Genomic DNA, 27,000 nt, shown 5'->3' on the forward strand with positions numbered 1-27,000 from the left:
TAATAGTATAGCAGCTTTTTTTATGTCTGCAAGTAGGCGTTTGTTGCTGTGTGGTATTGTTGCTGTATCGCGCAACGTCTGGGCTGTGTGAATGTTTTATTTTGGATTTTAGCCTGTATTGATGAGCATGTGAAAAATTGTTGATGTTTGTTTGGGCGTTATAAAAAGTATATAGTTTAGTCTTGGTTGTTGGGCATCGATGATAAAGTTTGAAAAATACTTTCAATTTGTTTTGAATTTTGAATTTTTTTTACACATTTGTCTTATGTTAAAAAAATTAACCATTTAAGACTGATTTTAACAATTGACACTAGGGTAATTTGTGAGTAAAAGGATTTGGGGAATCCTTATAAAGAAGTCAAACTTATTTATTCGTTTTTTTTATTTTATTGTTTTTTAAACTGTTTCTATGAAGGGGTATATAGGAAAGGTATGCTGTTTTTTCAAAATCTACTTTTGAAAAAATTGCAACTGAAAGGAATGGATAGCCGGGGGGCGCTCACTCTGCATATACTCACAATTACCCTTCGTAGGAACTTTTAATGCCTCCCGGTTTTTTTGCTTTTGGCTCCTCTGATCAGTAGTGAACATAATACTCTATGTGTATGACTCCAGATAAATACCGGAACTCTGTTTCGGAAGGTGCTGTTTAAAAGAAGCTTTAATGTTTATAGCTGTTTATTAATAACTAAAATTATTTCTATGAAAAAAATTGCGATTTTTTTATCGATTCTCCTTTTCATGGGTAATTTGGTGGTAAATGCTCAAACGAGGAGTTTAACCGGTAAGGTTACTTCTGCTGAGGATAATATGCCAATACCCGGAGTATCGGTTTCTGTGAAGGGAACAACCATTGGTACAGTCACTAACACTGACGGTGAATATGAATTAAAAGTTCCAGAAGGAGCAAAGATTCTTGTGATGAGTTTTGTCGGAATGGCAACTCAGGAGGTTGCGATTTCTGGAAGCAATGTCGTTAATGTTGTGATGCAACCACAGGCTATCGGGGTTGACGAAGTAGTGGTAGTTGGTTATGGCACACAAAAGAAAAAGGATGTGACCAGTGCCGTGGCGCGAATAGGTGGTGAGGATATAAGTAACTTGGCTACACCGTCGTTCGAGTCGCAGTTGGCAGGACGTGCTGCCGGTGTGCAGGTGACAACGCCAAATGGAATGTTGGGACAGGCGCCTACATTTAACATTCGCGGATTTGGTACGATTTCTTCAAGTTCACAGCCGTTGGTTGTTGTTGATGGAATCCCTGTTACGTCGGGGCAGGTACAGGAGCTGTATGGAAGGTATAACCCTCTTGCGGAGATCAATCCAAACGATATTCAGTCGGTTGAGGTTTTGAAGGATGGTGCTGCAACAGCCATTTACGGTTCGAGAGCTGCTAATGGTGTTGTACTTATCACTACAAAATCTGGAGGCAATTTTAAAACGAAGGTAACTTATGATGGTCAAACCAGTTGGGCGAGTGCTGCTAAATTGCATGACTTGTTAAATGCCGACGAGTTTGTCGAAATAGCAAATGAAAAGTACGAAAATTGGGGCTCCTCTGGTCCTGCAGTATTAGATCCTGATGGTGTGAATACTAACTGGAATGATTATGTGTATCGTACCGGATTTCAGCAAAATCATACTGTTTCAGCAAGTGGTGGGTCTGATAAAAGTCAATTTTATGCATCTTTTGGCTATACTGATCAGGAAGGCATTATCAGGAATAATGACCAGCAACGTTATTCTTTAAATGCAAAACTTACACAGCAAGCTAATAAGTGGCTGAAAATAGGCTTTAATTCGCAGGTTTCGAAAACGACGCTAGAGGGAGTAATGAATCAGGAAAATTCACTTGGAAGTGTTGGTTTTGCCAGTGTGCGTATGTTGCCAAACGTGCCTGTGTACAATCCTGACGATATAACAGGTTATAATATTGATGCCGCAAATAGAAAAGCATTGGGACGAGGAGCAAATAAAACATACATAGATAATGGCATTCAGAATATTGTATGGGCTATGGATAACAATGTTAATAGAACTCAGAGTCTTCATGTTACAGGAGGAGGATTTGCTGAGGTTGATTTTGGTAAAGGGCTTACTTTCAGGACTCAAGGTGGGATCGATTACACTATGCTTAATGACTTTACCAAATGGGGTAGCGAATCCGGAGACGGTTATGGATATGGTGGCTTGTTGATGGACAATAGAGCTACTTATTATAATTGGAACTGGCAGAACATTTTAGCTTTCAATCATTCGTTCAATGATATTCACAATCTTGATATTACTGCAGTTCAGGAATATACTCATACTGATTATGAATATTTGTACGCTGATGTTACACAGTTGTCGGATGACTTCTTTAGTGATCATATTATATCCGGTACATTTGGCGAAAAAAGTGTTAGTGGAAGTAAAACCTACAATGGTTTAGCGTCCTATATGTTGCGTGCTAATTATAACTACGACAGCAAATACTATGTTGGAGGTTCGGTACGTCGGGATGGTTTGTCTCGTCTTCCTGAGGATACTCGTTGGGGAACATTTTATGGTGGTTCAGTTGCCTGGCGTATCTCAAAAGAATCTTTTTGGGCAAACTCGAACGTGAGTGGATGGTTTGATGATCTAAGGATAAGGTCAAGTTTTGCAACTATTGGAAACTCGGAACTTAGTGGTGATTTTCCTTATTTAGGTACTTATTCAGCAAAACGTTATGGAGCTCAGACAGGTATTGCTTGGAGCAATATGGGGAATGATCAGCTTAAGTGGGAGTCCACAACGACGTATGACGTAGGGTTGGACGGTAGCCTGTTTGGTAATCGTTTGTCTTTTGAGTTGGCATATTTCAACAAGAAGACTAAGGATCTGGTGCTAGAGGTGCCGACCGCTCCAACTATGGGGATCCCGGGTAACAGTTTTTATGACAACAGAGGGAAAATTAGGAATAGCGGATTTGAAGTAACAGTTGGAGGAACGCCTGTTTCGGGTGAATTTACATGGCGTACCGATTTTAATATTACTCTTGTCGACAACGAAGTGGTCGAATTGGTTAATCATGATCCTATAATCAGTACTTACACAATTGTTCAGGAAGGCGAATCTTATGGGTCTCTCTATGGTTATGAATTTTACGGAGTAAACAACGTGAACGGTAATCCTATTTGGGTAAAAGGTGATGGCTCGTTAGTTCAGTTCAGTACCTTTGGAGATGCTAATCAAGGCGAAGTCGAATATTATTATGCTGTTTACGATCCGGCAAATCCTGAGGATGTTTCAACGGAGTCCGATTTGTCGCCGAGTGAAGACAAAAAGATATTAGGTTCATCATTGCCCAAATGGTTTGGTGGTTTTAATAACACATTTACATACAAGGGTTTTGATATGAACGTATTCCTGCGTTTTTCTGGTGGTAATAAATTAATGAACGCTGCGATGTCCGAATCGTTGCTTAATATGGATTTCTCCAATAATGGCAAAGAGGTGCTTAATCGTTGGCAGAGCCCCGAAGAGCCAGGTAATGGTAAAATTCCTAAGATAGGGTATGGAGATGATCAGGTTTTGTTCAACTCAGGCGCAACTGACTCGCGTTTTGTGGAGGATGCTTCGTTCTTGAAGTTAGCAAATATTGCGTTAGGTTATACTTTGCCTCGTGGATTCACTTCTAAGTTGGATATATCGAAAGTGCGGTTTTATGTACAGGCGCAAAATCTGCTTACGATAACCAAGTATTCTGGTCTCGATCCTGAAACGACTACTCGTCGCGGAGTGGATTGGGATGGTATGCCACAGCAACGCATTGTAAGCTTAGGTGTAAATGTTACATTTTAATTGAATTTAAAAATTAATAAAGAAAGATTATGTTACGAAATAAAATATTGAAACATGCGGCAAGTTTATTTGCTTTTGCAATAATCTTGACTTTCATGTCATGTGAAGATGATGTGATTGATCTTCAGCCGGTCAGTCAATTGTCGGACATTACGGCATTTGCAACCCCAGAGCGTTGTGAATTATCGGTGATAGGAGCTTACGACGCTATTCAGTGTGGAATTTACAACGGTTCTTATTCCAGAGGTTATCCCTTTGGTGCTGCAAGTATTATACAAGGCGAAATGCGCGGCCAGGACATGAATCTCACCGCTGTATTTTACGATATAACTTACTCATCGACCTATTCTACTACAACGGCGAACAATCGGTATTACTGGGAGGCTTCATTTGAGGCGATAAACCGCATAAATACAGTAATAAGAGGTATTGGAGGAGCAGTGGAGAATAGTATCATTACCGAAGAGCAAGGTAATGCTTACAAGGGCGAGCTCCTTTTTCTTCGGGCGTTGACTTATCATTCACTCTTAATTCACTTTGCGTATCCGGTAAATATTAATTCGAATAACAATTATGGTTTACCTCTTTATTTAAACGCAAATAATACGCCTTCAGATGTCGAAGAGTCAATGAAGATTGGCCGTTCGACAGTTCAGGAAACCTATGCGCAGATTCTTAAAGATCTTACTGATGCAGAGAGTTTATTTTCTACTGATGACAAGAACGGTGCTAATGGTATTACGCGTGTGTCGAAGGGGTCTATTATTGCGCTGAAAACACGGGTTTATCTCCATAAACGAGACTGGCCGAAGGTAATAGAAGAGGCCAAAAGGCTTGTTCCGGGGACAGCAGCACCTTTCAAGAGTCCTATTGGAGATTATGAACTCGAAACTTCTCCTGCAACACCGTTTCTATCGTATAGTAACAATACGGAATCGATTTTTTCAGTTGAAAACAATTCCGACGATAATGGTAGTGTGAATGGTGCGATGGCAGCCATGATGTCAGCACGTACAGGTGGACGGGCAATAGTAACATCTTCTCCTACAATTTATAATACTTCATATTGGTTGGCAGACGACAAACGTCGCGATTTATTGTATTATAGTTCGGCTTATAATTATTATTATTGTGATAAATATCAGAATGTTACAACAAGAGAAGAATATGCCCCGATAATTCGTTATGCGGAGGTATTGTTGAACTATTCTGAAGCTGTTCTTCGTCAAGGTGGTAATAATACACTGGCACTTGAATTGCTTAATGCCGTGCGTAATCGTTCACTTGCTAACCCTGCAGACCAGAAGTATGGTGCTGCTGATTTTGCTGATACCAAAGCATTTCTAGATGCTATTCTTTGGGAAAGGCGCATTGAGTTTCATGGCGAAGGACGTCGTTGGGAAGATATTCATCGTCTGGCTAACGATGATATTTCACCGTCGGGAGGTATTCCTGCAAAAATTGATTATTCGCGGGCTAAAGGCAAGGACAACTTTGTTGTAGGTGGAGAAGTGAAAGAAGAATGGTTCTCGCCTAATAGAAAATTTATACCATATACAGATAGACGCTTTCTGTGGCCTATTCCGGTTGGAGACTTGATTCGCAACCCAACATTGGCTGCACAGCAAAATGAAGGTTGGGGTAATTAGAGAATTTTTTAATGTTTGGGTCGTCCTGGAATAGGTTGACAGAACTTTAAGGATATTTATTTAAACCGTTGAGGCTAGCTTCAACGGTTTTTTTTTTTTTCATATCTGGAATAGGGGGTTTATTTGCACTTCCTGCATTTCGGGTAAGGCTTGGTTGAAATGGACTTTGCCATTAGGGTAGTTGTGGTAAAATTATCGGAGCTTATTCCGGAAATGTTAAAACCCGGGCAAAAGGCGAAACAACGAACAAAACGTCAATTTGTCGTCTGTGTGTTGATTTTAATGCCAAGATGGAGGGTTAATCGTAAGGTTTAATTCCTTTGGAGAGGTTTGCGGCTTAATACAAAAAACATACTATTTTGTTTTTAGACAGCTTTTTTTATCTGCAATGAAGAGCTTGTTCTTAGGTGGTGTTGATTGTGTGCCAGTGCGAAAGAGTGGAGGATTATCTTCTTTTGGTGTGTGGTTGTGTGGTTGTGTGGGGAGCAGCTTTGGTCTGTGTTAGTGAGCGCATGAAAAATTATTGAACTTTATTTTGTAGTTATAAAAAAATATTTACAATCGTCCATATTCTTGAGCGTTGGTTGCCTATATTGAAAAATACTTTCAATTTGTTTTAAAGTTTAATTTTTTTTTACACTTTTGTAATTGTTAAAAAAATTAACTATTAAGAACTGATCTTAACAATTAGCACTAGGGTAATTTGTGATTAAAGGATTTGGGGGAATCCTGAGTAAGAATCAACTTTATTTATACACTGTTTAATTATTTTTTAAAACTGTTTCTATGAAGGGGGATGTAGGAAGCATTCATTGTTTTTCCAAAATTTTATTATTGAAAAAATTGCAACTTAAAGGAATGAATAGCCGGGGGGCGCTCACTCTGCATATATTCACGATTACCCTTCGTAGAAACTTTCTATGCCTCCCGGTTTTTTTTAGTTCGTAGCTCCTCAGATCGGTAGAATCAACATAATACTCTAAGTGTTTGACTCAAGATATATCGGGACTCTGTTCCTGAATACGCTGTTTAGAAAGAGACTTTAATGTTTATAGCTGTTTATTAATAACTAAAATTATTTCTATGAAAAAAATTGCGATTCTTTTATCGATTCTCTTTTTCATGGGTAATTTGGTGAATGCTCAAACGAAGAGTTTAACCGGTACGGTTACTTCTGCTGAGGATAATATGCCAATACCCGGAGTATCGGTTTCAGTAAAGGGAACAACCCTTGGAACAGTTACCAACCTGGATGGTCAGTTTGAATTGACTGTTCCGAATGATGCTAGATATTTAACATTTAGCTTTATCGGGATGAAGAATCTCGAAGTTGAGATTGGTTCACAAACCAATTTTGCCGTAAAGATGGAAAATGCGATTATTGGAGTTGACGAGGTGGTTGTTACAGCTCTTGGCATTTCCCGGGAAAGGAAATCTTTAGGGTATTCTGTGCAACAAGTAGGAGGAGAAGAGATCAGCACAATAAAAGGAGCTGATTTTACCTCGGCACTTTCAGGAAAAGTTGCCGGGCTTGACATAAAAACAAACACAAACTTTGGTGGGTCTACAAACGTCATTGTTCGTGGTTCAGCTTCATTGACCGGAAACAACCAGGCTTTGTTTGTTGTTGACGGTGTGCCGATTGACAATACGATAATGAATGACTCGTACCAGAAAAGGGGAGGGCGTGGATACGACTACGGTAGCACCGCTTCTGATATTAACCCTAACGATATTGAGTCGATTTCGGTATTAAAAGGAGCCGCTGCAACTGCACTCTATGGATCAAGAGCTGCGAATGGTGTAATTCTCATTACAACAAAAAAGGGAGCTAAAGGGAAAAACTTGGGTGTATCTTACACCGGAAATGTTACCCTTGGATTTGTGGATAAAAGTACATTCCCTGAGTACCAAAAAGAATACGGTGCCGGTTATGGTTTAGACTGGTACAGTGATTCAGATTATCCTGGGCTTGAGTACTGGGATTGGAACGATGACGGGACTGATGAATACATTGTCCCTACTTATGAAGATGCATCGATGGGAGAACCTTTCAATGCCGGTTTGAATGTTTACCAATGGAATGCATTCTGGCCTGGTTTAGATACCTATGGTAAAGCTACGCCCTGGGTTGCTGCTAAAAACGATCCGATCGAATTTTTTGAAACAGCAACTACGAAGTCTAACTCAATTCAGGTTACTGGCGGCAGCGATAATTTAACCTACCGGTTTTCTTACCAGAATCTGCAGCAAAGTGGTATCATGCCAAACAGTGAGCTGGATAAAAATAACTTTAGCTTTTCCGGTAGTTACGATATTACTTCTAAGTTAAAAGTATCGTCTTTTGCCAATTTTATTAAAACCGAAACTAAAGGACGAAACATAACAGGGTATTCTGGCAACCTGATTTCCGGGTTCCGTCAGTGGTGGCAAACCAATGTTGATATTCTTGAGCAAAAAAGGGCGTACGAGCAATTGGGGGTAAATGCTACTTGGAACATGAACGAGCCAGGCGATACCAGCCCAGCCTATTGGAACAACCCCTATTGGCAACGTTACAGAAACTACCAAACTGACTCACGTAGCCGCTTTATCGGTTATACCAAGTTCGATTGGCAAGTTGCCGACTTCTTAACATTCACAGGACGTGCATCTGTAGATTATTATTCATTCCTTGAAGAAGAAAGACTTGCTGTAGGTTCCATTGCAGAGGCCTTTGGTGTTGGTTATAACGATACATCGTCGGGTTATTCGGTGAAAAGAGGTGACTTTTCTGAATACAACTTCGATTTGATGGCCAACTTCAATAAAGACATTACTGATAAGTTGAATTTAGCAGGCTTGATAGGTACCAACATTCGTAAACAAAACTCTTCTGATTTTTGGGCGTCCACAAACGGTGGTTTGGCAGTTGAAGGAATTTATTCGCTTGCCAATACAGCATCTCCGTTGGAATTGCCGATAGAGCATGCACCAAAGATCCAGGTGAATGGTTATTTTGCAAATGCATCATTGGGGTACAACGATATTTTATTTCTTGAAGGTTCGGTTCGTGTTGACCAGGCTTCTACTTTGCCCAAAGACAATCAGACTTATGTGTATCCATCAGCCACCGGTAGCTTTATTTTTACAAAGTTCATTGATAAAGATTGGTTTAGCTTTGGTAAGGTACGTTTAAACTATGCTGAAGTGGGTAACGATGCTCCTTTTGCCAGTTTATTTAATACTTATGACCAATACTATCCTTTTAGCGGAAATGGAGTTGCATCAAACAGTAATACAATAAATAATAAAGAGTTAAAATCGGAAAGGACAAAAAGTTTGGAAGCAGGTTTAACTCTGAACTTTGTGAAAAACCGCTTGGGTCTTGATTTGGCTATCTACGACAACAGAACCGTTGATCAGATTATGCCGGCAGCAATTTCCTATGCTACAGGTTCGAGCTTCAAATTCGTAAATGCCGGAGAAGTTAGCAATAAAGGTGTTGAAATAATGCTGAATGCAACACCTGTAAAACAACGTGGTTTTACATGGGATGTAGCCCTAAACTGGTCGAAAAATAAAAACAAGGTTATTGACCTGGCCGAAGGTTTGGAAAAGTTGCAACTTGCAGACCTGCAGGGAGGTGTTACCGTTAATGCTGTAAAAGGCTATGCTATGGGAACTATTCATGGTACCGACTTTGTTTACTATAATGACATTAAAGATGAGGCTCATCGGATTATAACGGATGGCTACTACGATGTTAGCGCATCAGACCAGATCATTGGAGATGTAAACCCGGATTGGATTGGCGGTCTCCGTAATACGTTCAGTTATAAAAATCTTAGACTTAGTTTCTTAATCGACTGGAAACATGGTGGAGATGTATTCTCGTTAGACCATTGGTACGGTTCGTCTACAGGTTTGTATAAAGAAAGTGCAGGTTTGAACGACCTTGGAAACCCCGTACGTAATTATGTCGCTGATGGTGGTGGTGTGATACTTAAAGGAGTAACTGCTGACGGCGCACCAAATACGGTACGTTCAGAAGATATGGGAACGTATTATACGCCTGTTGGATCATATTATGCGCCCAATGCTTTGTTTATTTACGACGCCAGCTATGTGAAGTTGAGAGAATTGTCGGTTACTTATAACTTGCCTAAATCACTTTTTGATAACATCTTTATTCAGGACGCTTCAATTGCATTGGTTGGTTCAAACTTGTGGATTATTCATAAAAACCTTCCTTACGCAGATCCGGAGACTTCTCAAGGTGCAGGAAATATTCAAGGTTGGCAAAGTGGTGTAATGCCATCAACGCGCAATATTGGTTTTACATTAAATGTTAATTTTTAATACGTTGTAAAAATGAGAAATAGAAAATTATATATAGTTGTACTTTTTCTGGGGTTTCTGTTTGCATGTACCGATGATTTCACAGAAATGAACGTTGACACGACCCGGCCGGAAGAAGTAAGTGCAAGCGTTTTGCTTACCAATGCACAAATAGAAATTATTGATCAACTATCCAGTACAAACGTTAATTACAATATTTGGAAGCTGATGGCCCAGTATTGGACAGAGCGTTCGTACAGGGATGAAGCGAACTATAACATTACAAGCCGTGAAATTCCGGAACAGATCTTCAGGGTGTTTTATGCTGCTTTATACGATTTAAAAGATGCGTATGAAATTATTGAAGCGCAGACGCTTACTGAGCCTAACCTGGAGTCAAAGCAAACTGTGAAGGCAAATCAGCTGGCAGTCATTGAATTGGTAAATGTTTTTGTATATCAACGTTTGGTGGATATTTTTGGAGATATCCCTTATAGTGAAGCTTTAGATAAGGATAATTACACGCCCGCCTATGATGATGCACAGACAATTTATAAAGATTTAATTGCCCGTGCCGAAGCCGCTGTCGCTGCTCTGGATGATTCTGATGAAAGTTTTGGTACTGCTGATTTGATTTATGACGGAGATGTTGCATCCTGGATAAAATTTGGGCATAGCTTATTGGTGAAGCTGGGGATTGGTATTGCCGATGGTCCCTTGTCTGCTTTAGGGAAATCAACCGTTGAAGCACATTATGATGGTGTTTTTGCCAGTCAAAGTGAAAGTGCATTCTTCCCGTACGAAAAATCATTGCCTTATGTAAATGAGCTTTACAATGATTTGGTAGCCAGTGGACGTCATGATTTTGTGATGGTTACGGGTATGGTTGAGTTAATGAGAACCATTGAAGATCCCAGAATTGACAACTACTTTGATAATCTTGAAACCGGTATTACTACCGATTACGGTGCATCTGGCGGTTCGTACAGTACAAAAGTACATTACGATGCAGCCTTGGAAGAACCCGATTTTCCTGGCTTTTTCCTGACTTTTGATGAGGTTCAGTTCTACCTGGCCGAAGCTGCTGCCCGTAATTGGAATGTTGGTGCCGACGCTGAAACGTATTACAACGCAGCGGTTACCGCTTCCATTATACAGTGGGGAGGAACAGAGGCTGAAGCTGAAACCTATTTGGCTTCACAGTCATACTCTTCCTATGACGTATGGAAAGATGCGATTGGCACGCAAGCTTGGTTAGCTATGTACACGAGAGGCTTTATAGGTTATACCTTCTGGCGGAGATTAGATTACCCGTCCGTATTGGTAATGCCTCCAAGCCCTCCAACCGGTGTTACATCTATTCCGGTTCGTTTTACTTATCCAACAAACGAACAGCAATACAACTCAACAAACTATGCCGCCGCAGCTGCTGCTATTGGTGGGGACAAAATGAGTACAAAATTGTTCTGGGATGTTTATTAGAAAATAATCAAACAACTTACAAATTATAAAAAAAGCTGCCTCGTTAGGCAGCTTTTTTTATTGTCTTTTCAGTCTGAAGGTACTTTGATCAGGCGTATTTTCTGCAATAAGTCTTATCGGGCAGGACTGGAGCGAAAATTAAACGATCGTTCCGAAATTATCCCGAGCCTGAGGCAATGCGATGAAAAACTGTTTCGATAAGCCAATGTACGTCGTAATATCCTGAGAAATGGTTTGGTGGAGCTTTTGTTCTTAATCGTTAGCCCCAGGATTTTTTAGCGGGGAAACAGTGATTCCGGCATTAAAAATGACTCGAGCCGTCCCAGCAGTGCGTACACAGTTTTTCTTTCGGAAGTCCGATTGCCTCCACCAGGTCTTCCAGTTTCTGGAATTTCAGCGTTGTTAGATCCAGATTTTTGCGGATTTGTTCCACCATTGCCTGGTACTTGGGCGAGTTGCTGTCAGAATATTCCGACATGTCGTAGCCCATCATTTCTTCTTCCGTTTTGTTTTCTAGCTGGGCAACAGCCTTGTGGGTTGCCAGGTCAAAGTTGGAACGCGAACGGCTGAAGTTCAGGAACTCGCACGGATAGGTGAGGGGAGGACAGGCAATGCGCATGTGTACTTCGCTGATTCCGGCAGCATGCAAATCGGTTACATTGTCCTTCAGCTGGGTTCCGCGAACAATCGAGTCGTCGAGAAATACGCCGCTGTTTCCTTTCAGAATTGAGTTATTCGGAATCAGTTTCATTTTGGCAACTAAATCGCGCATATTTTGGTTTTGAGGCATGAAGCTTCGCGGCCAGGTGGGCGTGTATTTCGAGTACGGACGTTTTAGCGGGATTCGCTTTTCGTTGCTGTAGCCCATCGCATGCCCAACTCCCGAATCGGGAATTCCGGCGACAAAATCGGCCTTGGCATCGTCGCCTTTTGCCAGGGCAGCACCACAGCGGTAGCGGCTTTCGTCCACATTAATTCCTTCGTAAAACGATGGCGGATATCCGTAATATACCCACAGGAACGAGCACACCTGCATTTTCTCGTTTGGTTTGCGTAGTTGTTCGCAACCGTCGGCAGTGACCGAAACAATTTCACCCGGACCAAGGTATTTTTCTACTTCGTAGCCCAGGTTGGGAAATGCACAGGTTTCAAAGGTTAAGCCGTAGCCATTTTCTTTTTTTCCAACGATAACGGGTGTTCGGCCCAGTTTGTCGCGTGCTGCAATAATGCCATTTTCGGTCAGCACCATCATGGAGCACGATCCTTTAATTCGCCGGAAAACATTTTCAATACCGGCCACAAAATCTTCTCCTTCGGCAATCAGCATGGCCACTAATTCGGTTGGGTTTACAGAGCCCTGGCTGGTTTCCGAAAAAGTGCGGCGCATTTGCATAAACTGCTCTTCCAGCTCATCAATGTTTACAATTTTACCTACTGTTGCTACGGCAAAGCGGCCCAGGTGAGACGTTACCAGTATGGGTTGCGCTTCGTTGTCGCTGATTACGCCAATACCGCAATTGCCTTTGAATCCGGCAATGTCATTTTCAAATTTATTTCTGAAATAGCCATCCTCGAGGCTGTGAATAGCCCGTTGAAATCCTTTTTCAGAACAGTGAAAGGCCAGCCCGGCCCGTTTGGTTCCTAGGTGGGAATGATAATCGGTGCCGTAAAAAACATCGGCAACACAGTCGTTTTTCAAGACACTGCCAAAAAATCCGCTCATGAGATAGTTATTTTTGTTGTCAAAAGTTTTGATGAGAGGGCAAAAGTATTAGAAATGTAGTTGCCCGAAAGCAAAGGTTAATAAGAGAAGGTGAATTGTTAATAGAAATATGACGGGTACGGCGCAAAAGCGCGCATCAACGGCACATAAACTGATGCTGAAAGTGTCGAACATCAATAACCCGGTATGAAGTGTATGGTAAGCTGCAGTAGCTAATGCCGTTGGAAGGAGCTTAAGTGTAGATTGTAAGTAGCATTATGTTGGTTTTATGGACGCCCTGTGTATAGGTCAGGCGCCCTGTCGGGTGTTGACCCTTCCTGTTGTATTTTGGGGCCTCCCTGTTAAACAGGAAGGGTGAAAAATGTACAGGATTCGAAAAAAATACAACAGGGCGATAAATAAACTTACAGGACGTTCCAAAAGGCTACAGGAATGAGAGAAATGGCTACAGGGAGGCAAAAAAGTTAACAGGACTGCTTTTCGCGGAGATTGGCATATGGATTTTCTTTGATATCCTGCCAACAAGGAAGAGAAATTATGATTATTTTTAGAAGACAATAAAGCGAAGGCCTTGCATGCACCAATGCCAGCACCCTGATTTACCCACTGTAAGCAACAGCTTACAACGAACATAAGAAATCCGTTTGATGATTTATAAATATAATATTTCGAAGTTTGACAATGTATCCGGTAAAAGGGAATACTGTATGCTTTAAATTGACATATAAAGTAGTAGGTGAAGCCAACTAGAAATCCGACACATAGAACACTCTAAGAAGCTGAAATCTAGTAAGATTAACAATAGTATAGAACAAAAACCATTTAAGACATGAGAAAATTAGAACAAATATGGAAAGTTTCAATCATTTCGATGGGACTTATGCTTATTCTTGTAAGTAGTTGCGAGAAAGATAATAATACTACAGCACCAATAATTCCTACATCAGAAGTATTTAGCCTTAGCTCAAATGCAGTTACCATAAGAAGTTCCTTTTCAAACTATGAGGACCTTGAATTAACTAATCAAGGCATCTGTTGGAGTTTAAATCCCAGCCCAACTATAGATAACAGTATAAAAGTTGGAGATTTGATTGACAGTATAATGTTTTGCAGAATTGAAGGATTGACACCAAATACAAAATATTATATAAGAGCATTCGCAACCAATATGACAGGCACTAGTTATGGTAATGATATTTCCTTTACGACAAATAACACTGTAACTGATATCGATGGAAATTTATACAACACAGTAACTATCGGTACTCAAACATGGTTGGTTGAAAATCTTAAAACAACGAGGTATAATGATGAAACTGATATACCTCTGATGAATGATGATTCATCATGGGACACAATCGGTTCTTCTGGTTATTGCTGGTATGATAATAATATTGCAAATAAGGATTTATATGGTGCACTTTACAATTGGCCAGCCGTAAATTCTGAAAAGCTTTGTCCTGCTGGATGGCATGTTCCAACTGATGCAGAATGGTCTACACTAGCCGATTACCTCGGAGGTGAGTATGTTGCTGCTGAATTTTTAAAGGCAGTCGAATCTAATTGGATATCTCCAAATACTATTGCAAATAATTACTCAGGATTTTGTGCTCTTCCTGGAGGAGGTGCGTCTGGAGTAGGTTCTTTTTTTGGGAAAGGGATAGAACTAGTTTTATGGTCATCTACAATAGATTATTCCTTTGGAGATAGTGCTGGATGGAATATTTACTGGTTAATACGTGAAAATAATACAGTACAACGAAATGGATTTACGTCCAAAGGTGGGAGTCAGAATTTCTTATCTATTCGCTGTGTTAAAAATTAAAAATCAATCCAAAACTATTTATCTGAAACTAAAATCAAAAGTATTATTGAGAAATGGCCAGCATCTATAACAGTTAGTCGTTGTATAAACCCCATAATTTTTAAGTACCTGCTAAAACGATGAAGGGGAATGAGCTGTTTTTCTCTTTTTGGGGTTTCCGGTTGATGTTAAGCAAGACGAGTAAGCAAAACAACGTTCATAACAATGAAGCATCCCGGCTTTCGGCAAGGCCAAACCTGAATCCGCGCCAGCGGGTGGTAAATTGAGCCGAATATAAATAGTAAACCATATGGACAGAATTATCATTTTTGCTGTATTGAGCCTCTTGGTAGTAGCTGTTTCATGGAGAACAATATTCAAGCTTAAAAGTCATGGCTTTTATCGATTTATCAGCTGGCTGTGTATAGCATGGCTTATTTCCACGAACTATAGAACCTGGTTTACAGATCCTTTTTCCATTCGGCAAATCTTTTCATGGATTTTTCTGCTAATATCCGCTTACTTGGTTATTGCTGGAGTGATTCTTCTGAAAAAAACAGGAAAACCGAAAAGAGATAGAAATGATAAATCGCTTTATCAGTTTGAACAAACTACCGAATTGGTAGACACGGGGATTTTCAAATATATCCGACACCCGCTTTATTCCTCGTTACTGTTTTTGACGTGGGGAGTGTTTTTAAAGAATCCCACACTCTGGTTATCGCTTATGACAGCTTTATCGTCTGTATTTCTTTATCTCACTGCCTTGGTTGACGAGAAAGAATGTATTGATTTCTTTGGTGATAAATACATCGAATATATGAAAAGGAGTAAACGGTTTATTCCGTTTATTTTTGAAGAGCACAACTTGTGTCTGACAATTAAATACCCAATCAAAACACCCGGTAATTTTTGCTCACCGTTACGTCTTCCTTTTCTTCTTTTTGGCAGCCGGGAAAAGAATGTTGTTCAGGATTAAGCGGTATCCCGGAGAGTTGGGGTGCAGGCTTAAATCGGTTGGCGGATCGCCGATCAGGTGTTGGTAATCTTCCGGGTCGTGGCCCCCGTAAAAAGTCCAGAAACCTTTGCCTTTTTCCCCGTGAATGTAGCGGGCTTCGCGCGCCGGTTTGTTTTCACCCATCACCAGCACATTGGGTTTTACCACTTCTTTGCGGTACGCCGTGGTTTGTCCCATAAAACCTTTGATCAGGTTGCGGTGGTTCTGGCACAACATGGTGGGTATGGGGTCCCACTTGGCCGAAAATTCAAACAGCGTGAAAAAATCATTTTCCCGCACCACTTTGTTACGCCGCGATTCGGTGGCGTCGATGTCCGAAAACTCGTATACGTTCGGGCTTTTCTCCAAATGAAAGTTTTCGAATGCACAAGTATGTTGGAAATTCAGCTTTTCATCCGCATCCGGGTCCATCGGGTCGCCGTCGAACATGGGCTGGCAAATATCCACGCCTTCCGCCGCCAGCGAAATATCGTATGTGTCGGTAGCGGCACACATGGCAAAAAGGAAACCGCCGTTCAGTACATACTTGTCAATTTCGCGTGTGACGAATGACTTCATTTCCGAAACCTTCAGGAAACCCAGTTTTTGTGCCAGTTCGTTGTTTATTTTTACTTCCTGCTGGTACCAGGGCATGTGCTGATAGGTACGCCAGAACTTTCCGTGTTGGCCGGTAAAGTCTTCGTGGTGAAGGTGCAGCCAGTCGTAATCGGCCAGTTTCCCGTCCAGTATTTCTTCGTCGTAAATTACATCGTAATCGATTTCGGCATAGGTAAGCACCAGGGTTACCGCATCGTCCCAGGGTTGTTTGTTGGGTGGCGAGTATACCGCAATTTTAGGCGCTTTTGTCATGCTTATGGCATCCTGGTTGACTTCGGGACGCGCTATTTCTGAAAGGATGGCGCTGGCCTGCGCATCGGCAATGGTTTCAAAAGTGACGCCGCGAATCACGCATTCGTTTTCAATTTCAGGAAAATGCTGCAACAGGAAACTGCCGCCCCGGTAATTGAGCAGCCACTTTACTTCCACATCTTTTTGCAGGGTCCAGTAGGCTATTCCGTAAGCCTTTAAATGATCCTTCTGCGTATCGTCCATCGGGATAAGAAGATACAGGGCTTTTGCCTGAAAAACGATCAAAAGGACAAGGAGGGAAAGTATTGTTTTAAGCTTCATGTCTCTGTTTTCCGAAATATACAACTTTGAAACGATAAAGTTCAAATGCGCCGGTGTTACCTCAGGTATGCGCAAACAGATAGCGGATGCGCAGACCCGTATTTTACACCGGTAACACTTTGGGCATTGACTGTATCATCAGAACGGCACATCCGAAGTGGAGGATCCGCTTTCGAATCCGCGGTTGCCCGCAATTCCAGCATCGTAAGTTTCGTTGTCCTCGTTCATCGACGAGCCAAAAGTCTGTACCGAATTAAAGCCTCCCGATTCGAACTGCGGATCAAGGTCGGAGAATTTCGCCATTTCTTTCTGGAATTTCAGCGGCACATCGGCGGTGGCACCGTTACGGTGTTTGGCAATAATGAGCTCTGCAATTCCGCGCAGCGAGTTCCCTGATTCGTCTTCGGTGATCCCAAAATATTCCGGCCGGTGGATAAAGCAAACAATATCGGCATCCTGCTCGATCGCTCCCGATTCACGCAGGTCGGAAAGCTGCGGGCGTTTTCCCTCGCGCGATTCTACGGCACGACTCAACTGCGACAGCGCAATAATCGGCACGTTCAGTTCCTTAGCAATGGCTTTTAACGAACGCGAAATCATACTTACCTCCTGTTCACGGCTGCCGCGAGTATCCGTTCCGGCGGTCATCAGCTGAAGGTAGTCGACAATAATAATGTTAATGTCGTACTGCATCTTCAGGCGGCGGCATTTGGCCCTGAACTCAAAAATGGAAAGGGCAGGGGTGTCGTCGATAAAAATAGGCGCATCATCCAGGGTTTTGATACGCTGGTTCAGCTGTGCCCACTCGTAATCTTCCAGTTTACCGGTTTTAATTTTCTCCCCTCCCAGTTCGGTTTCGGCAGATATTAAACGGTTCACCAACTGCAGCGATGACATCTCGAGCGAGAATACGGCAACTGCCTGGCGGTGATCAACCGCCATGTTACGTGCCATGGATAAAACAAAGGCGGTTTTTCCCATCGCCGGACGTGCGGCGAGGATAATCAGGGCCGAAGGTTCCCAGCCCGAAGTAATACGGTCTACAGCCGTAAAACCTGAGGGCACACCACTTAATCCGTCGGGTTTGCTACGTGCCGCTTCAATTTGAAGTACGGCCTGGTTCAGGATGGGTTTGATCGGCACCGTTTCCTTTTTGATGTTTCCTTCCGAAACCTTGAAAAGTGCGGATTCCGAGAAGTCGATCAGGTCGTCCACGTCAATGGTGTCGTCGTAGGCTTTTCCTTGTATTTCGCTGGAAACACGGATGAGTTCGCGCTGAATGTATTTTTGGGCAATGATCCTGGCATGGAATTCAATGTGCGCCGCCGAAGCTACCCGCCGGGTGAGTTGAGTGATGTACCCGGGGCCGCCTATTTCGTCGAGCTGGTTGCGGTCTTTTAGTTCCTGGGTAACCATCAAAAGGTCGACGGGTTTTTCTTTTCCCGACAATGACTGGATGGCCTCAAAAATTTTGCGGTGTTCGTCTTTGTAAAAGCTTTTGGCTTCAATAATATCGGCGATGGTAACAATGGCGTCCCGCTCCAGCATCAGGGCTCCCAAAACCGCTTCTTCCACATCCACTGCCTGGGGTGGGAGTTTGCCATACTGTGCGTTTATCTGGTCGATGGTTGGAGATGGGGTGCCTCTTCTTCGTTCTGCCATGGTTTGCTAAAAAGTTAAAATATGTGTGGAATATGAATGTCAAAAATAGGAATAACAAGGTCAGGCAGCAAGACAATCTTGTTACCGTATTTTAACGTCTGTTATTCACAATTGTTAATTGGTATTTACGCTAATTTCGCCTCAATAATTTTGGTGAGGATTTCCCGTAAGCTTGATCCCATCGCCTCTATTTGCTGCGGGACAAAGCTGGTTCCGGTCATTCCCGGCGTAGTATTTACTTCCAGAAAATGAAACACTCCGTCTTTTAAAATGTAGTCGACACGCACAATGCCGTCGCACTCGCACAAGTGATAAATTTCGGAGGTAAGTTCCCGGCATTTTTTTGCCAGGTCTTCCGGAAGACGCGCCGGTGTTATTTCGTCGGTTACACCGGGCGTGTATTTGGCTTCGTAGTCAAAAAACTCATTTTTGGGAAGTACCTCGGTTATCGGGAAAACGGTGATCTCATTCTTGATTTTTACCGCTCCGCAGGTGAATTCCTTGCCGTCGATAAATTCTTCAACCAGGGCCTCTTCGCTTTCCTGCCAGGCTTTGTGGATGGCCGCCTCCACTTCCTCTTTTGTCTTCACCTTTGTGATGCCAAAGCTCGAACCTCCGGCATTGGGTTTTACAAAAACAGGAAGGCCAAGTTTCTCCACCACAAACTCCGCATCAATGGTGTCGCTAACGGTGTATTTTAGCGATTTGGCCATCGGGATGCCCATGCTGCGCAGGTAGTTGCTGCAAAACCACTTGTTAAAAGTAAGCGACGATGAATGAACGTTGCACGAGGAGTAGGGAATGCCCATCAGCTCGAAATAAGCCTGCAAAATTCCGTCTTCTCCGGGGGTTCCGTGGATGGTAATGTAGGCAAAATCAAACTTGATTTTTTCGCCCTGAAACTGAAAGCTGAAATCTGATTTGTCGATGTCAGAAACCTTGTAATTGTTCTGAAAAACTTCCCAGCGGTCGTTTTGTATTTCAACCAGCCAGGGAGTGAATTTATCCGGATCGACGGCTTGCATTACATTGGCTCCGCTTTTTACCGAAACCACAAACTCCGAAGAGTTTCCGCCGGCCACAACGGCCACATTGGGTTTTGAAACTATGCTATTCATTTCTGTTTGCTATATAATTTTCCCATTTTTCCACTGCCTGTGCCATGTCTTCAGGCAATTCTGAGTTGAACGACATTTTTTCTCCGCTGGTGGGGTGAATAAATCCGAGTGTTTTGGCATGGAGCGCCTGCCGGGGAAGTATTTTGAAGCAATTTTGTACAAACTGCCGGTATTTCGAAAAGGTGGTTCCCCTTAATATCTGATCGCCACCATAGTTGGAGTCGTTGAACAGCGTATGGTTGATGTACTTCATGTGCACTCTTATCTGGTGCGTTCTTCCGGTCTCAAGACGGCACTCAACCAGCGAAACATATCCGATTCGCTTTAACACCCGGTAATGCGTAACGGCCGGTTTGCCATAATCGCCCTCCGGAAATACCGTAAACACCTGGCGGTTGTTCAGGCTGCGGCCAATGTTTCCGGTAACGGTTCCTTCGTCGTCTTTTACATTTCCCCACACTATCGCCTGGTAAAGGCGCTCGCTGGTTTTGTCGAAAAACTGACGGGCCAGATGGATTTTGGCGTGTTCGGTTTTTGCCACCACCAGCAAACCCGAAGTATCTTTGTCGATGCGGTGCACCAGCCCAGGTCGCGGATCTTCGCTGTTAAACAGCGGCAGGTCTTTAAAATAATAGGCCAGCGCGTTTACCAGGGTTCCCGAGTAATTTCCATGCCCGGGATGAACCACCAAACCAGCGGGTTTGTTGAGCACGATCAGCTGGTCGTCTTCGTAAACAATGTCGAGCGGAATATCTTCAGCAATGATCTTTAACTCACGCCTGGGGTAATCCATCACGATTTGGATATCGTCGTTAGGCTTTACCTTGTAGTTGGATTTTACTGCTTCTCCGTTTACCAGGATATTGCCTGCATCGGCAGCGGCCTGGATGCGGCTTCGCGATGAGTTTTCAATCCGGTTCGATAAAAACTTATCAATGCGAACAGCCGATTGGCCTGCATCAACCGACAGACGAAAATGTTCGTAAAGACCACCTTCCTCTTCTTCTAATTCTTCGTTATCTTCTATGTAATCCGTCATATATCTTATTGTTCTGTGGCTTCGTCGCTTGTTAATTTTTCATTGTCAACGGTTAGCCAAAGGTCGACCGAACTTCCCAGGTAAACTTTTTGCACCAAACGGCTGTCGGGCATTTGTTTCCATATCCGGGCGTTCAGCGTGTCTTCTTTTGTAGTGATGGAATGATCGTAAATAACCACTCCCATATTTAGCCGGGCGTTGGTAAGCGCCAAACGTGCGTCGTCCATAAACATCCCGTTCAGGTTGGGCAGAATGGTTTCCATGTTTCCGCGGCTTTGCCCCACCACCAGTACAACCGAGCTTCCTTTTTCCAAACGGTCTCCTTCCTCCAATTCCTTTTCGTTCTGAAAGGCATTCAGCACCAGGTCGGTGTATTCCGACGGCTGGTAAGAAATACTGTCGATGGTTAACCCGCAGTTCTCGAGCAATACCTGCGCCTGGCGAAAGGAAATGTCGGTGAGTTTTGGTATTGTCACCATCTCTGCCTCGCTGGCATTAATCGTCAAGTAGATTAATCGGCCTTCCTTTACCTGTTGGTTGGCTTTGGGCACCTGATCGACTACTGCTCCCGGGCTAACGTTTTTATCGTACACCGAATCGAGCAGTTCAACTTTTAACAGGGTGGCCTCGGCAACTTGTTTTGCTTCGTCGTAAGTCATCCCTGATAAATCAGGAACATTGTAAGAAATGCCGTGGTGTGTGTAGTTTTTCAGACTGCTTAAAGTAATGGCTGTAAGCGCTGCTACCAGTACAACAGCAATAAGCAAATTGATCCAAAAGATCCGGCTGATCAAGAATTTTTTAAGACTCATACCTGTTTTTGTCGATCTATATTAAGGAAACAAAAATAAGTCAAAAAAAGTATGTTGAAAGGAAATTGTCGGGGAAAGCGTGATGAAAATTCCGATAAGCTTAATACGTGAAGTTTTTTGCCGGAGGAAACGATTGCAGATACCCATAAACACGAAAAGGTAAAGAAATATATTCTTTACCTTCCCGTCAAAATATTTGAAGATATTAATTATCTTTTGTGTCTCGGTTCGTCCGAAACAGTCAATTTTTTCCGGCCTTTGGCTCTACGGGCTTTCAAAACTTTCCGGCCATTAGCCGTAGACATTCTTTCTCTGAACCCGTGTTTGTTTTTTCTTTTCCTGTTAGATGGTTGAAATGTGCGTTTCATTTCTATAAAGTTTTACTTGTTATTTCTAAAATTTCGGACTGCAAAAATAGTCTTTTTTTTATTTCCTCCAAAACTAAGCTGTATTTTTCGGCGAAATTAATACTGATGCGTTGAAAGTTCAGTAACAGCTTCTTATCTATTTCGAAAAGATAAGTTTAACGGCGACCAGGATCATTAAAACCCCAAACAGCTTCCGAAGGGTTTTGTCGGAGATGTGAAGCGTGAAATGCGAACCGAGGTAAGCGCCAACCACAAAAGTAAGCGAAAGCACCAGTGCAATCTTCCAGTTTACATAGCCTGCTTTCCAATAGTTCCAGGCTGCCAGAATGCCAACGGGAGGCAGCATAAAAGCCAGACTGGTTCCCTGCGCTTCGTGTTGTGATATTCCGATTATGAATACCAGTGCCGGAATAACAATTATGGCGCCGCCGATCCCAAAAACTCCGGACAATACTCCTGAAAATAACCCGATTAGGATGAGGATGATTAATTGCCCAATTGTCATGATAATAAGTTTATTGATCTTCCTGTTTCACGGAGAAACGAAATCCGATGCCGTGCAGGTTGGTGATTTTTACTGCCGGATCGTCTTTAAAATATTTGCGAAGCCGTGAAATAAAAACATCAAGACTTCGCCCTAAAAAATAGTCGTCCGATCCCCAAACTTCTTCCAGTATCTCATTTCGGCTTAGAACTTTGTTGGGGTGTTCGGCAAAATAACGTATTAGCTCGGCTTCTTTTAACGTAAGATTGCGTGTTTCGTTACCAATACTCAGCGAAAGATCTTCGGGGTGAAAGCTAAATTTCCCGATTTGCATAAAACCATCGTTCGCTGGTTTCAGGAAAGGCTGCGAATGGCTGCGTCGAAGAAATATCCTGATTTTCAGTAAAAGCTCTTCCATGCTAAAAGGCTTGGGAATGTAGTCGTCGCCGCCAATGGTGAGGCCTTTTATTTTGTCTTCGGTCATGCTTCGGGCCGTCAGAAAAATGATCGGCACCTGGTCGTTTTGTGCACGGATTTTTTCTGCCACCCGGAACCCGTCAATTTTGGGGAGCATTACATCGAGGATGATCAGGTCGAAGCTTTCCTGCTTAAAAAGCTGCAAGGCAATTTCCCCATCTTCGGCGGCCGTTACGTTGAAGCTGTTTTGCTCCAGGTTGTCTTTTACGATGAAACGCAATGCTTCGTCGTCTTCTACTAACAAAATTTTAAAGGCTGTTTCACTCATTTTATGCGCTAATAATGATCGTAAAAATACTTCCTCCCGTTGGATTTTCACTCACGTGAATTTTCCAGTGATGGGCTTTAACAATTTTATAAACGTAATCGAGCCCAAGCCCGAATCCTTTTACGTTGTGAACATTCCCGGTAGGAACACGGTAAAATTTCTTGAAGATTTTTTTCCGGTATTCTTTGGGAATTCCAATGCCATTGTCGGCAAAACTCAATACCCATTGTCTTTTACTCCGGGTCAAAGTTATGACCATTTGCGGAGTGGTTTCGCAATATTTTACGGCATTTTCGAGAATGTTGCTGAGCAAATTGGCAAAATGAAATTTATCGGCACTGATCGTGGGATTTAATTCAGCAAAATTGATTTTGACGTGCAGTTTTTGCCCGTTGTCACTTTGACGGAACAGTTCGCAGTTTTTGTCAATGAACGATTTCAGGTCAATGACTTCGCGGTTTAGTTTTATCCTGCTTTTTTCGAGCGAGGCAAGGTTCAGTACCTTTTCCACGTTTTTCATCAGCCGGGCATTCTGGTCCTGGATAATTCGCGCGTACTGGTGCAGGCGTGCCGGGGTTTCGGTAATGTTTTCTTCGGTGAGAACTTTGGCCGACAAGGCAATCGACGAGATGGGGGTCTTTAGTTCGTGCGTGAGGTTGTTGATAAAGCTTTTCTGGACTTCGGACAGCTGACGTTGGCGAATGATTACGGATAAAGTATAACCAAAAAAGAAAACCACCAGCATCAAAAGCCCGGTCATGAAATACCAGATCGAAAGCCGTGAGCTAAAATAGGCTTTGCGGTCGGCAAAATGAATCGCAAAATAATAGGTGTAGTCTTCGTTAATGGGGAAAGAATAATTCGACGAAAGAACATCTCCGGCAGCAGTTATCAGGGTGCCTTCGTCCATTTGTTCTTCCTGCGGATTGAAAAGCGCAAACTCAAATCCGTAATATATGTCGTGTTTTTTCAATTGTTCCTCCAGGTTACTCAGCAATAGCTCCTTGTCAAAAAATACTCCCACATTTACCAGGTAGGTATTGTCCGAAATCATTTCAACAGGTGTAATGCTTTCGAAATTGGAAGTGGTTCCGGTGGCCAGCATAATCTGCCAGGCAACTTCCTTTAACGCTACGCTGGCGCTTTCCGTAAATTGTTTTTCAGATAGCTGGTAAGAATAGCGGATAAAGGCAAACTGAATCAGGAAAACCCCGGCAATGGAAACGGTGGCCAGGAGAATAATATATTTTAGAGTTTTGCCTTTCATTTATCAGTTGGGTATTGGCATATGAACGAAACTACTAATTTTTGCCCCGGGATTTGCCCGGTTAACAACTCATTAACAAAATATTGGGCTTGATTAACAGCCATTGCGCGAAACGCTTCCTACCTTTGTTTGACAGAAATGCTTATAACTGACAAATTTAAAATATTTATTATGAAAAAGATTTTACAATTGCTGACTGTTTTCGCGTTGGTTGTTGCTTGTAATTTCGCAATGGCACAAGGGAAAGCAAAAATTGTATTCGATGAAATGGAGCATAATTTTGGCTCTTTCAAAGAAGCAGATGGTGTGCAAACCACCACATTTAAATTTAAAAACAGCGGAGATGTGCCATTGGTATTGTCCAATGTGCGGGCTTCGTGTGGATGTACAACTCCGAAATATACCCGCGAGCCGGTTGCTCCAGGCGAGAGTGGCACCATCGACGTGAGCTACAACCCAAAGAACCGTCCGGGGTCGTTCAACAAAACGGTGACGGTTAGTTCGAATGCCGAGAATGCAACCGTTGTTTTGAAAATATCGGGAACAGTTGCTCAGCGCGAAAAAACACTGGCCGAAGAATATCCCAGAACCATTGGCGAACTGCGTGTGAAAACCAACTATGTTTCGTTTGCCAAATTGAAAATGGGTGAAACTGCTACCCAGGAACTGGAGTTGGTTAACGATACCGACAAGCCGGTTGAAGTAGGTTTTCGTACGGTTCCCGGTCACCTGACTGCAAAAGTGGAGCCATCTACCATTCCTGCTCATAGCAAAGGAAATCTGATTGTGACCTATGATTCAAAGAAAGTGGATGAATATGGATTTACTTCGCATCGTATTTATCTGTCGTTAAACGGAAGCAACGATTATAAAAACTCGGTGGGCGTAAGTGCTACCATCGAAGAAGATTTTTCAGCTCTTACACCCGAACAGCTGGCCAAAGCGCCCGTTGCATCTTTCGAGCCAACTTCGTTCGATTTTGGCGACATGAAACAGGGAGATAAAAAATCGCATACATTTCAGCTGACCAATAACGGAAAATCAGAGTTGCTGATCCGCCGGGTACGTTCTTCTTGCGGATGTACAGCCGTGGCACCATCGAAAAAAGTAATTGCTCCCGGAGAAACAGCTCCGATCGAAGTTACCTTTGACTCAAGAGGAAAACGTGGCCGTCAAAGTAAGTCGATTACCGTTATTACCAACGATCCTAAAAATCCGACTGCAACTTTGCGTGTGTCAAGCAATATAATTACCACTGCCGGTTAAGCATAATTGATGTTAATAATAATTCGAGGGTGTTGGAGATTCTGTCTTCAGCACCTTCTTTTTTATGCCGGAACGGGAAACTGCGTTTATTTATAGTATTTTTGAGGGCATAACAAACAATACAGATGACAGAAAAGAAGGATTTACACCACCATGTTGAGAATGATCCGGCTTTTAAAGGATTAGCGGTAAATGCCGGAATTGAACAACCGGACGTTGTGAACGACGATTCAATCAAACGTTTTTTGAATAAGAAAAGAAGGCTTTTGCCAGCCGAAGAATATGTAAAAGGTATCCTGGAAGGAAATATTACCCTGCTGAGTAAAGCAGTGACTTTGGTTGAAAGTTCCAAGCGGGAACATCAGCAAATTGCACAGGAGATTATCAAACAATGCCTGCCTTACAGCGGAAAGTCAATTCGTGTTGGGATAACAGGTGTGCCCGGAGTAGGGAAGAGTACCTTTATTGAAGCGATGGGGAGCTACATTACTTCCCGGGGAGGCAAGCTGGCGGTACTGGCAATCGACCCCAGCAGCGAACGATCAAAAGGAAGTATTTTAGGCGATAAAACCCGGATGGAAGAGTTGTCGGGCGATAAAAATGCGTACATCCGTCCCAGCCCGTCGGCAGGGTCGCTTGGCGGCGTGGCACGAAAAACCCGGGAAACGATCATTTTGTGTGAAGCAGCCGGTTTCGATCATATTTTTATTGAAACCGTGGGTGTAGGACAAAGTGAAACCGCTGTGCATTCCATGACCGACTTTTTCCTGTTGCTGATGCTGGCCGGTGCCGGCGACGAACTCCAGGGGATCAAACGTGGAATCATGGAAATGGCCGACCTGATTGCCATCAATAAAGCCGATGGAAACAATCTCGAAAAAGCGGAAATTGCCAAAGTGCAGTATAAAAATGCGATTCACCTGTTCCCCTCCAAAGAGTCGGAATGGGCGCCCGAGGTGCTGACCTGTTCCGCTTTCAGTAAAATAGGAATAGAAGCCATTTGGGAGCAAGTGGAGAAATACAAAAAGCTGACGCTTGATTCAGGTTATTTTCATCAGTTGAGAAATTCCCAGGCTACTTACTGGATGCACGAAACCATTGAAGAACAGTTGCGGAGGAATTTTTACGATCACCCGGAAATAAAAGAGAAATTAAAGGTGTTGGAAAATTATGTGCGAAACGATGCCATGAGTTCTTTTGTTGCGGCCGGCGAATTACTCGAAATGTACTCGAAATTAAAATAAA

Annotated in this window: 18 protein-coding genes; 8 read left to right on the forward strand and 10 right to left on the reverse strand. The window is 42.7% G+C overall.

The annotated features are described in order from the left end of the window. Positions 1 to 702 precede the first annotated feature (702 nt). The 4 genes from INQ51_RS14780 (at position 703) to INQ51_RS14795 (ending at position 11,279) form a co-directional block, all read left to right on the forward strand. Complete coding sequence (locus INQ51_RS14780) at positions 703 to 3,828, forward strand: SusC/RagA family TonB-linked outer membrane protein (protein WP_233378744.1); 3,126 nt, start codon at positions 703 to 705, stop codon at positions 3,826 to 3,828. A 29-nt stretch (positions 3,829 to 3,857) separates the two neighbouring features. After that, positions 3,858 to 5,477 (forward strand): RagB/SusD family nutrient uptake outer membrane protein, encoded by a 1,620-nt coding sequence (locus INQ51_RS14785; protein WP_233378745.1) that lies wholly within the window; start codon positions 3,858 to 3,860, stop codon positions 5,475 to 5,477. 1,083 nt (positions 5,478 to 6,560) lie between these two features. Next, the gene (locus INQ51_RS14790) at positions 6,561 to 9,818 is read left to right on the forward strand and encodes a SusC/RagA family TonB-linked outer membrane protein (RefSeq protein ID WP_233378746.1); all 3,258 of its coding nucleotides are present in this window, start codon (positions 6,561 to 6,563) and stop codon (positions 9,816 to 9,818) included. Between the two features lie 12 nt (positions 9,819 to 9,830). Next, on the forward strand, positions 9,831 to 11,279 hold the full coding sequence (locus INQ51_RS14795) for a SusD/RagB family nutrient-binding outer membrane lipoprotein (protein WP_233378747.1): 1,449 nt from the start codon (positions 9,831 to 9,833) through the stop codon (positions 11,277 to 11,279). A 301-nt stretch (positions 11,280 to 11,580) separates the two neighbouring features. Here the strand turns inward: INQ51_RS14795 and INQ51_RS14800 are convergent, their stop codons facing one another. Further along, positions 11,581 to 13,002, reverse strand: coding sequence for an amidophosphoribosyltransferase (locus INQ51_RS14800; RefSeq protein ID WP_233378748.1), 1,422 nt, complete (start codon positions 13,000 to 13,002; stop codon positions 11,581 to 11,583). An 829-nt stretch (positions 13,003 to 13,831) separates the two neighbouring features. Here INQ51_RS14800 and INQ51_RS14805 point away from each other — a divergent pair. Further along, positions 13,832 to 14,827 (forward strand): fibrobacter succinogenes major paralogous domain-containing protein, encoded by a 996-nt coding sequence (locus INQ51_RS14805; protein WP_233378749.1) that lies wholly within the window; start codon positions 13,832 to 13,834, stop codon positions 14,825 to 14,827. 289 nt (positions 14,828 to 15,116) lie between these two features. Next, positions 15,117 to 15,785 (forward strand): methyltransferase family protein, encoded by a 669-nt coding sequence (locus INQ51_RS14810; RefSeq protein WP_233378750.1) that lies wholly within the window; start codon positions 15,117 to 15,119, stop codon positions 15,783 to 15,785. Here the strand turns inward: INQ51_RS14810 and INQ51_RS14815 are convergent. The 9 genes from INQ51_RS14815 to INQ51_RS14855 form a co-directional block, all read right to left on the reverse strand. Beyond that, the gene (locus tag INQ51_RS14815; protein ID WP_233378751.1) at positions 15,729 to 16,994 is read right to left on the reverse strand and encodes a hypothetical protein; all 1,266 of its coding nucleotides are present in this window, start codon (positions 16,992 to 16,994) and stop codon (positions 15,729 to 15,731) included. The genes INQ51_RS14810 and INQ51_RS14815 overlap by 57 nt on opposite strands. A gap of 138 nt (positions 16,995 to 17,132) precedes the next feature. Beyond that, positions 17,133 to 18,656, reverse strand: a complete 1,524-nt coding sequence (gene dnaB, locus INQ51_RS14820; protein WP_233378752.1) for a replicative DNA helicase — start codon at positions 18,654 to 18,656, stop codon at positions 17,133 to 17,135. 125 nt (positions 18,657 to 18,781) lie between these two features. Next, entirely contained in the window at positions 18,782 to 19,774 is a 993-nt protein-coding gene (locus tag INQ51_RS14825) for a D-alanine--D-alanine ligase (protein WP_233378753.1), read from the reverse strand. Next, entirely contained in the window at positions 19,767 to 20,813 is a 1,047-nt protein-coding gene (locus INQ51_RS14830; protein ID WP_233378754.1) for an RluA family pseudouridine synthase, read from the reverse strand. Before INQ51_RS14830 ends, INQ51_RS14825 begins: the two co-directional genes overlap by 8 nt. Positions 20,814 to 20,818: 5 nt before the next feature. Beyond that, a complete protein-coding gene (locus INQ51_RS14835) occupies positions 20,819 to 21,625 on the reverse strand; it encodes a PASTA domain-containing protein (RefSeq protein ID WP_233378755.1) in 807 nt (268 codons plus the stop codon). Positions 21,626 to 21,834: 209 nt separating this feature from the next. After that, complete coding sequence (rpmH, locus tag INQ51_RS14840; RefSeq protein ID WP_368077843.1) at positions 21,835 to 21,999, reverse strand: 50S ribosomal protein L34; 165 nt, start codon at positions 21,997 to 21,999, stop codon at positions 21,835 to 21,837. A 130-nt stretch (positions 22,000 to 22,129) separates the two neighbouring features. Next, a complete protein-coding gene (locus INQ51_RS14845; RefSeq protein WP_206610061.1) occupies positions 22,130 to 22,498 on the reverse strand; it encodes a sulfite exporter TauE/SafE family protein in 369 nt (122 codons plus the stop codon). Positions 22,499 to 22,508: 10 nt separating this feature from the next. Further along, the gene (locus INQ51_RS14850; protein WP_233378756.1) at positions 22,509 to 23,222 is read right to left on the reverse strand and encodes a response regulator transcription factor; all 714 of its coding nucleotides are present in this window, start codon (positions 23,220 to 23,222) and stop codon (positions 22,509 to 22,511) included. Position 23,223: 1 nt separating this feature from the next. Next, positions 23,224 to 24,489: a sensor histidine kinase gene (locus INQ51_RS14855; RefSeq protein WP_233378757.1), complete on the reverse strand. Its 1,266-nt coding sequence runs from the start codon at positions 24,487 to 24,489 to the stop codon at positions 23,224 to 23,226. 171 nt (positions 24,490 to 24,660) lie between these two features. On the opposite strand from INQ51_RS14855, the gene INQ51_RS14860 reads away from it, so the two are divergent. Together INQ51_RS14860 and meaB are read left to right on the forward strand one after the other, a co-directional pair. Further along, a complete protein-coding gene (locus tag INQ51_RS14860; RefSeq protein WP_233378758.1) occupies positions 24,661 to 25,755 on the forward strand; it encodes a DUF1573 domain-containing protein in 1,095 nt (364 codons plus the stop codon). A gap of 125 nt (positions 25,756 to 25,880) precedes the next feature. Continuing rightward, entirely contained in the window at positions 25,881 to 26,999 is a 1,119-nt protein-coding gene (meaB, locus tag INQ51_RS14865) for a methylmalonyl Co-A mutase-associated GTPase MeaB (protein ID WP_233378759.1), read from the forward strand. Position 27,000 lies beyond the last annotated feature (1 nt).

This window comes from Maribellus sp. CM-23 (assembly GCF_021354595.1).
In the GTDB taxonomy this organism is placed as follows: Bacteria; Bacteroidota; Bacteroidia; order Bacteroidales; family Prolixibacteraceae; genus Draconibacterium.

What these genes read in the sequence shown, in the direction of transcription:
- INQ51_RS14825 (WP_233378753.1), bottom strand. Translation starts at nt 19,774, where the DNA reads ATGAATAGCATAGTTTCAAAACCCAATGTGGCCGTTGTGGCCGGCGGA.
- INQ51_RS14835 (WP_233378755.1), bottom strand. Translation starts at nt 21,625, where the DNA reads ATGAGTCTTAAAAAATTCTTGATCAGCCGGATCTTTTGGATCAATTTG.
- INQ51_RS14815 (WP_233378751.1), bottom strand. Translation starts at nt 16,994, where the DNA reads ATGAAGCTTAAAACAATACTTTCCCTCCTTGTCCTTTTGATCGTTTTT.
- INQ51_RS14780 (WP_233378744.1), top strand. Translation starts at nt 703, where the DNA reads ATGAAAAAAATTGCGATTTTTTTATCGATTCTCCTTTTCATGGGTAAT.
- dnaB (WP_233378752.1), bottom strand. Translation starts at nt 18,656, where the DNA reads ATGGCAGAACGAAGAAGAGGCACCCCATCTCCAACCATCGACCAGATA.
- INQ51_RS14790 (WP_233378746.1), top strand. Translation starts at nt 6,561, where the DNA reads ATGAAAAAAATTGCGATTCTTTTATCGATTCTCTTTTTCATGGGTAAT.
- INQ51_RS14800 (WP_233378748.1), bottom strand. Translation starts at nt 13,002, where the DNA reads ATGAGCGGATTTTTTGGCAGTGTCTTGAAAAACGACTGTGTTGCCGAT.
- INQ51_RS14830 (WP_233378754.1), bottom strand. Translation starts at nt 20,813, where the DNA reads ATGACGGATTACATAGAAGATAACGAAGAATTAGAAGAAGAGGAAGGT.
- INQ51_RS14845 (WP_206610061.1), bottom strand. Translation starts at nt 22,498, where the DNA reads ATGACAATTGGGCAATTAATCATCCTCATCCTAATCGGGTTATTTTCA.
- INQ51_RS14855 (WP_233378757.1), bottom strand. Translation starts at nt 24,489, where the DNA reads ATGAAAGGCAAAACTCTAAAATATATTATTCTCCTGGCCACCGTTTCC.
- INQ51_RS14795 (WP_233378747.1), top strand. Translation starts at nt 9,831, where the DNA reads ATGAGAAATAGAAAATTATATATAGTTGTACTTTTTCTGGGGTTTCTG.
- meaB (WP_233378759.1), top strand. Translation starts at nt 25,881, where the DNA reads ATGACAGAAAAGAAGGATTTACACCACCATGTTGAGAATGATCCGGCT.
- INQ51_RS14850 (WP_233378756.1), bottom strand. Translation starts at nt 23,222, where the DNA reads ATGAGTGAAACAGCCTTTAAAATTTTGTTAGTAGAAGACGACGAAGCA.
- INQ51_RS14860 (WP_233378758.1), top strand. Translation starts at nt 24,661, where the DNA reads ATGAAAAAGATTTTACAATTGCTGACTGTTTTCGCGTTGGTTGTTGCT.
- INQ51_RS14805 (WP_233378749.1), top strand. Translation starts at nt 13,832, where the DNA reads ATGAGAAAATTAGAACAAATATGGAAAGTTTCAATCATTTCGATGGGA.
- INQ51_RS14785 (WP_233378745.1), top strand. Translation starts at nt 3,858, where the DNA reads ATGTTACGAAATAAAATATTGAAACATGCGGCAAGTTTATTTGCTTTT.
- INQ51_RS14810 (WP_233378750.1), top strand. Translation starts at nt 15,117, where the DNA reads ATGGACAGAATTATCATTTTTGCTGTATTGAGCCTCTTGGTAGTAGCT.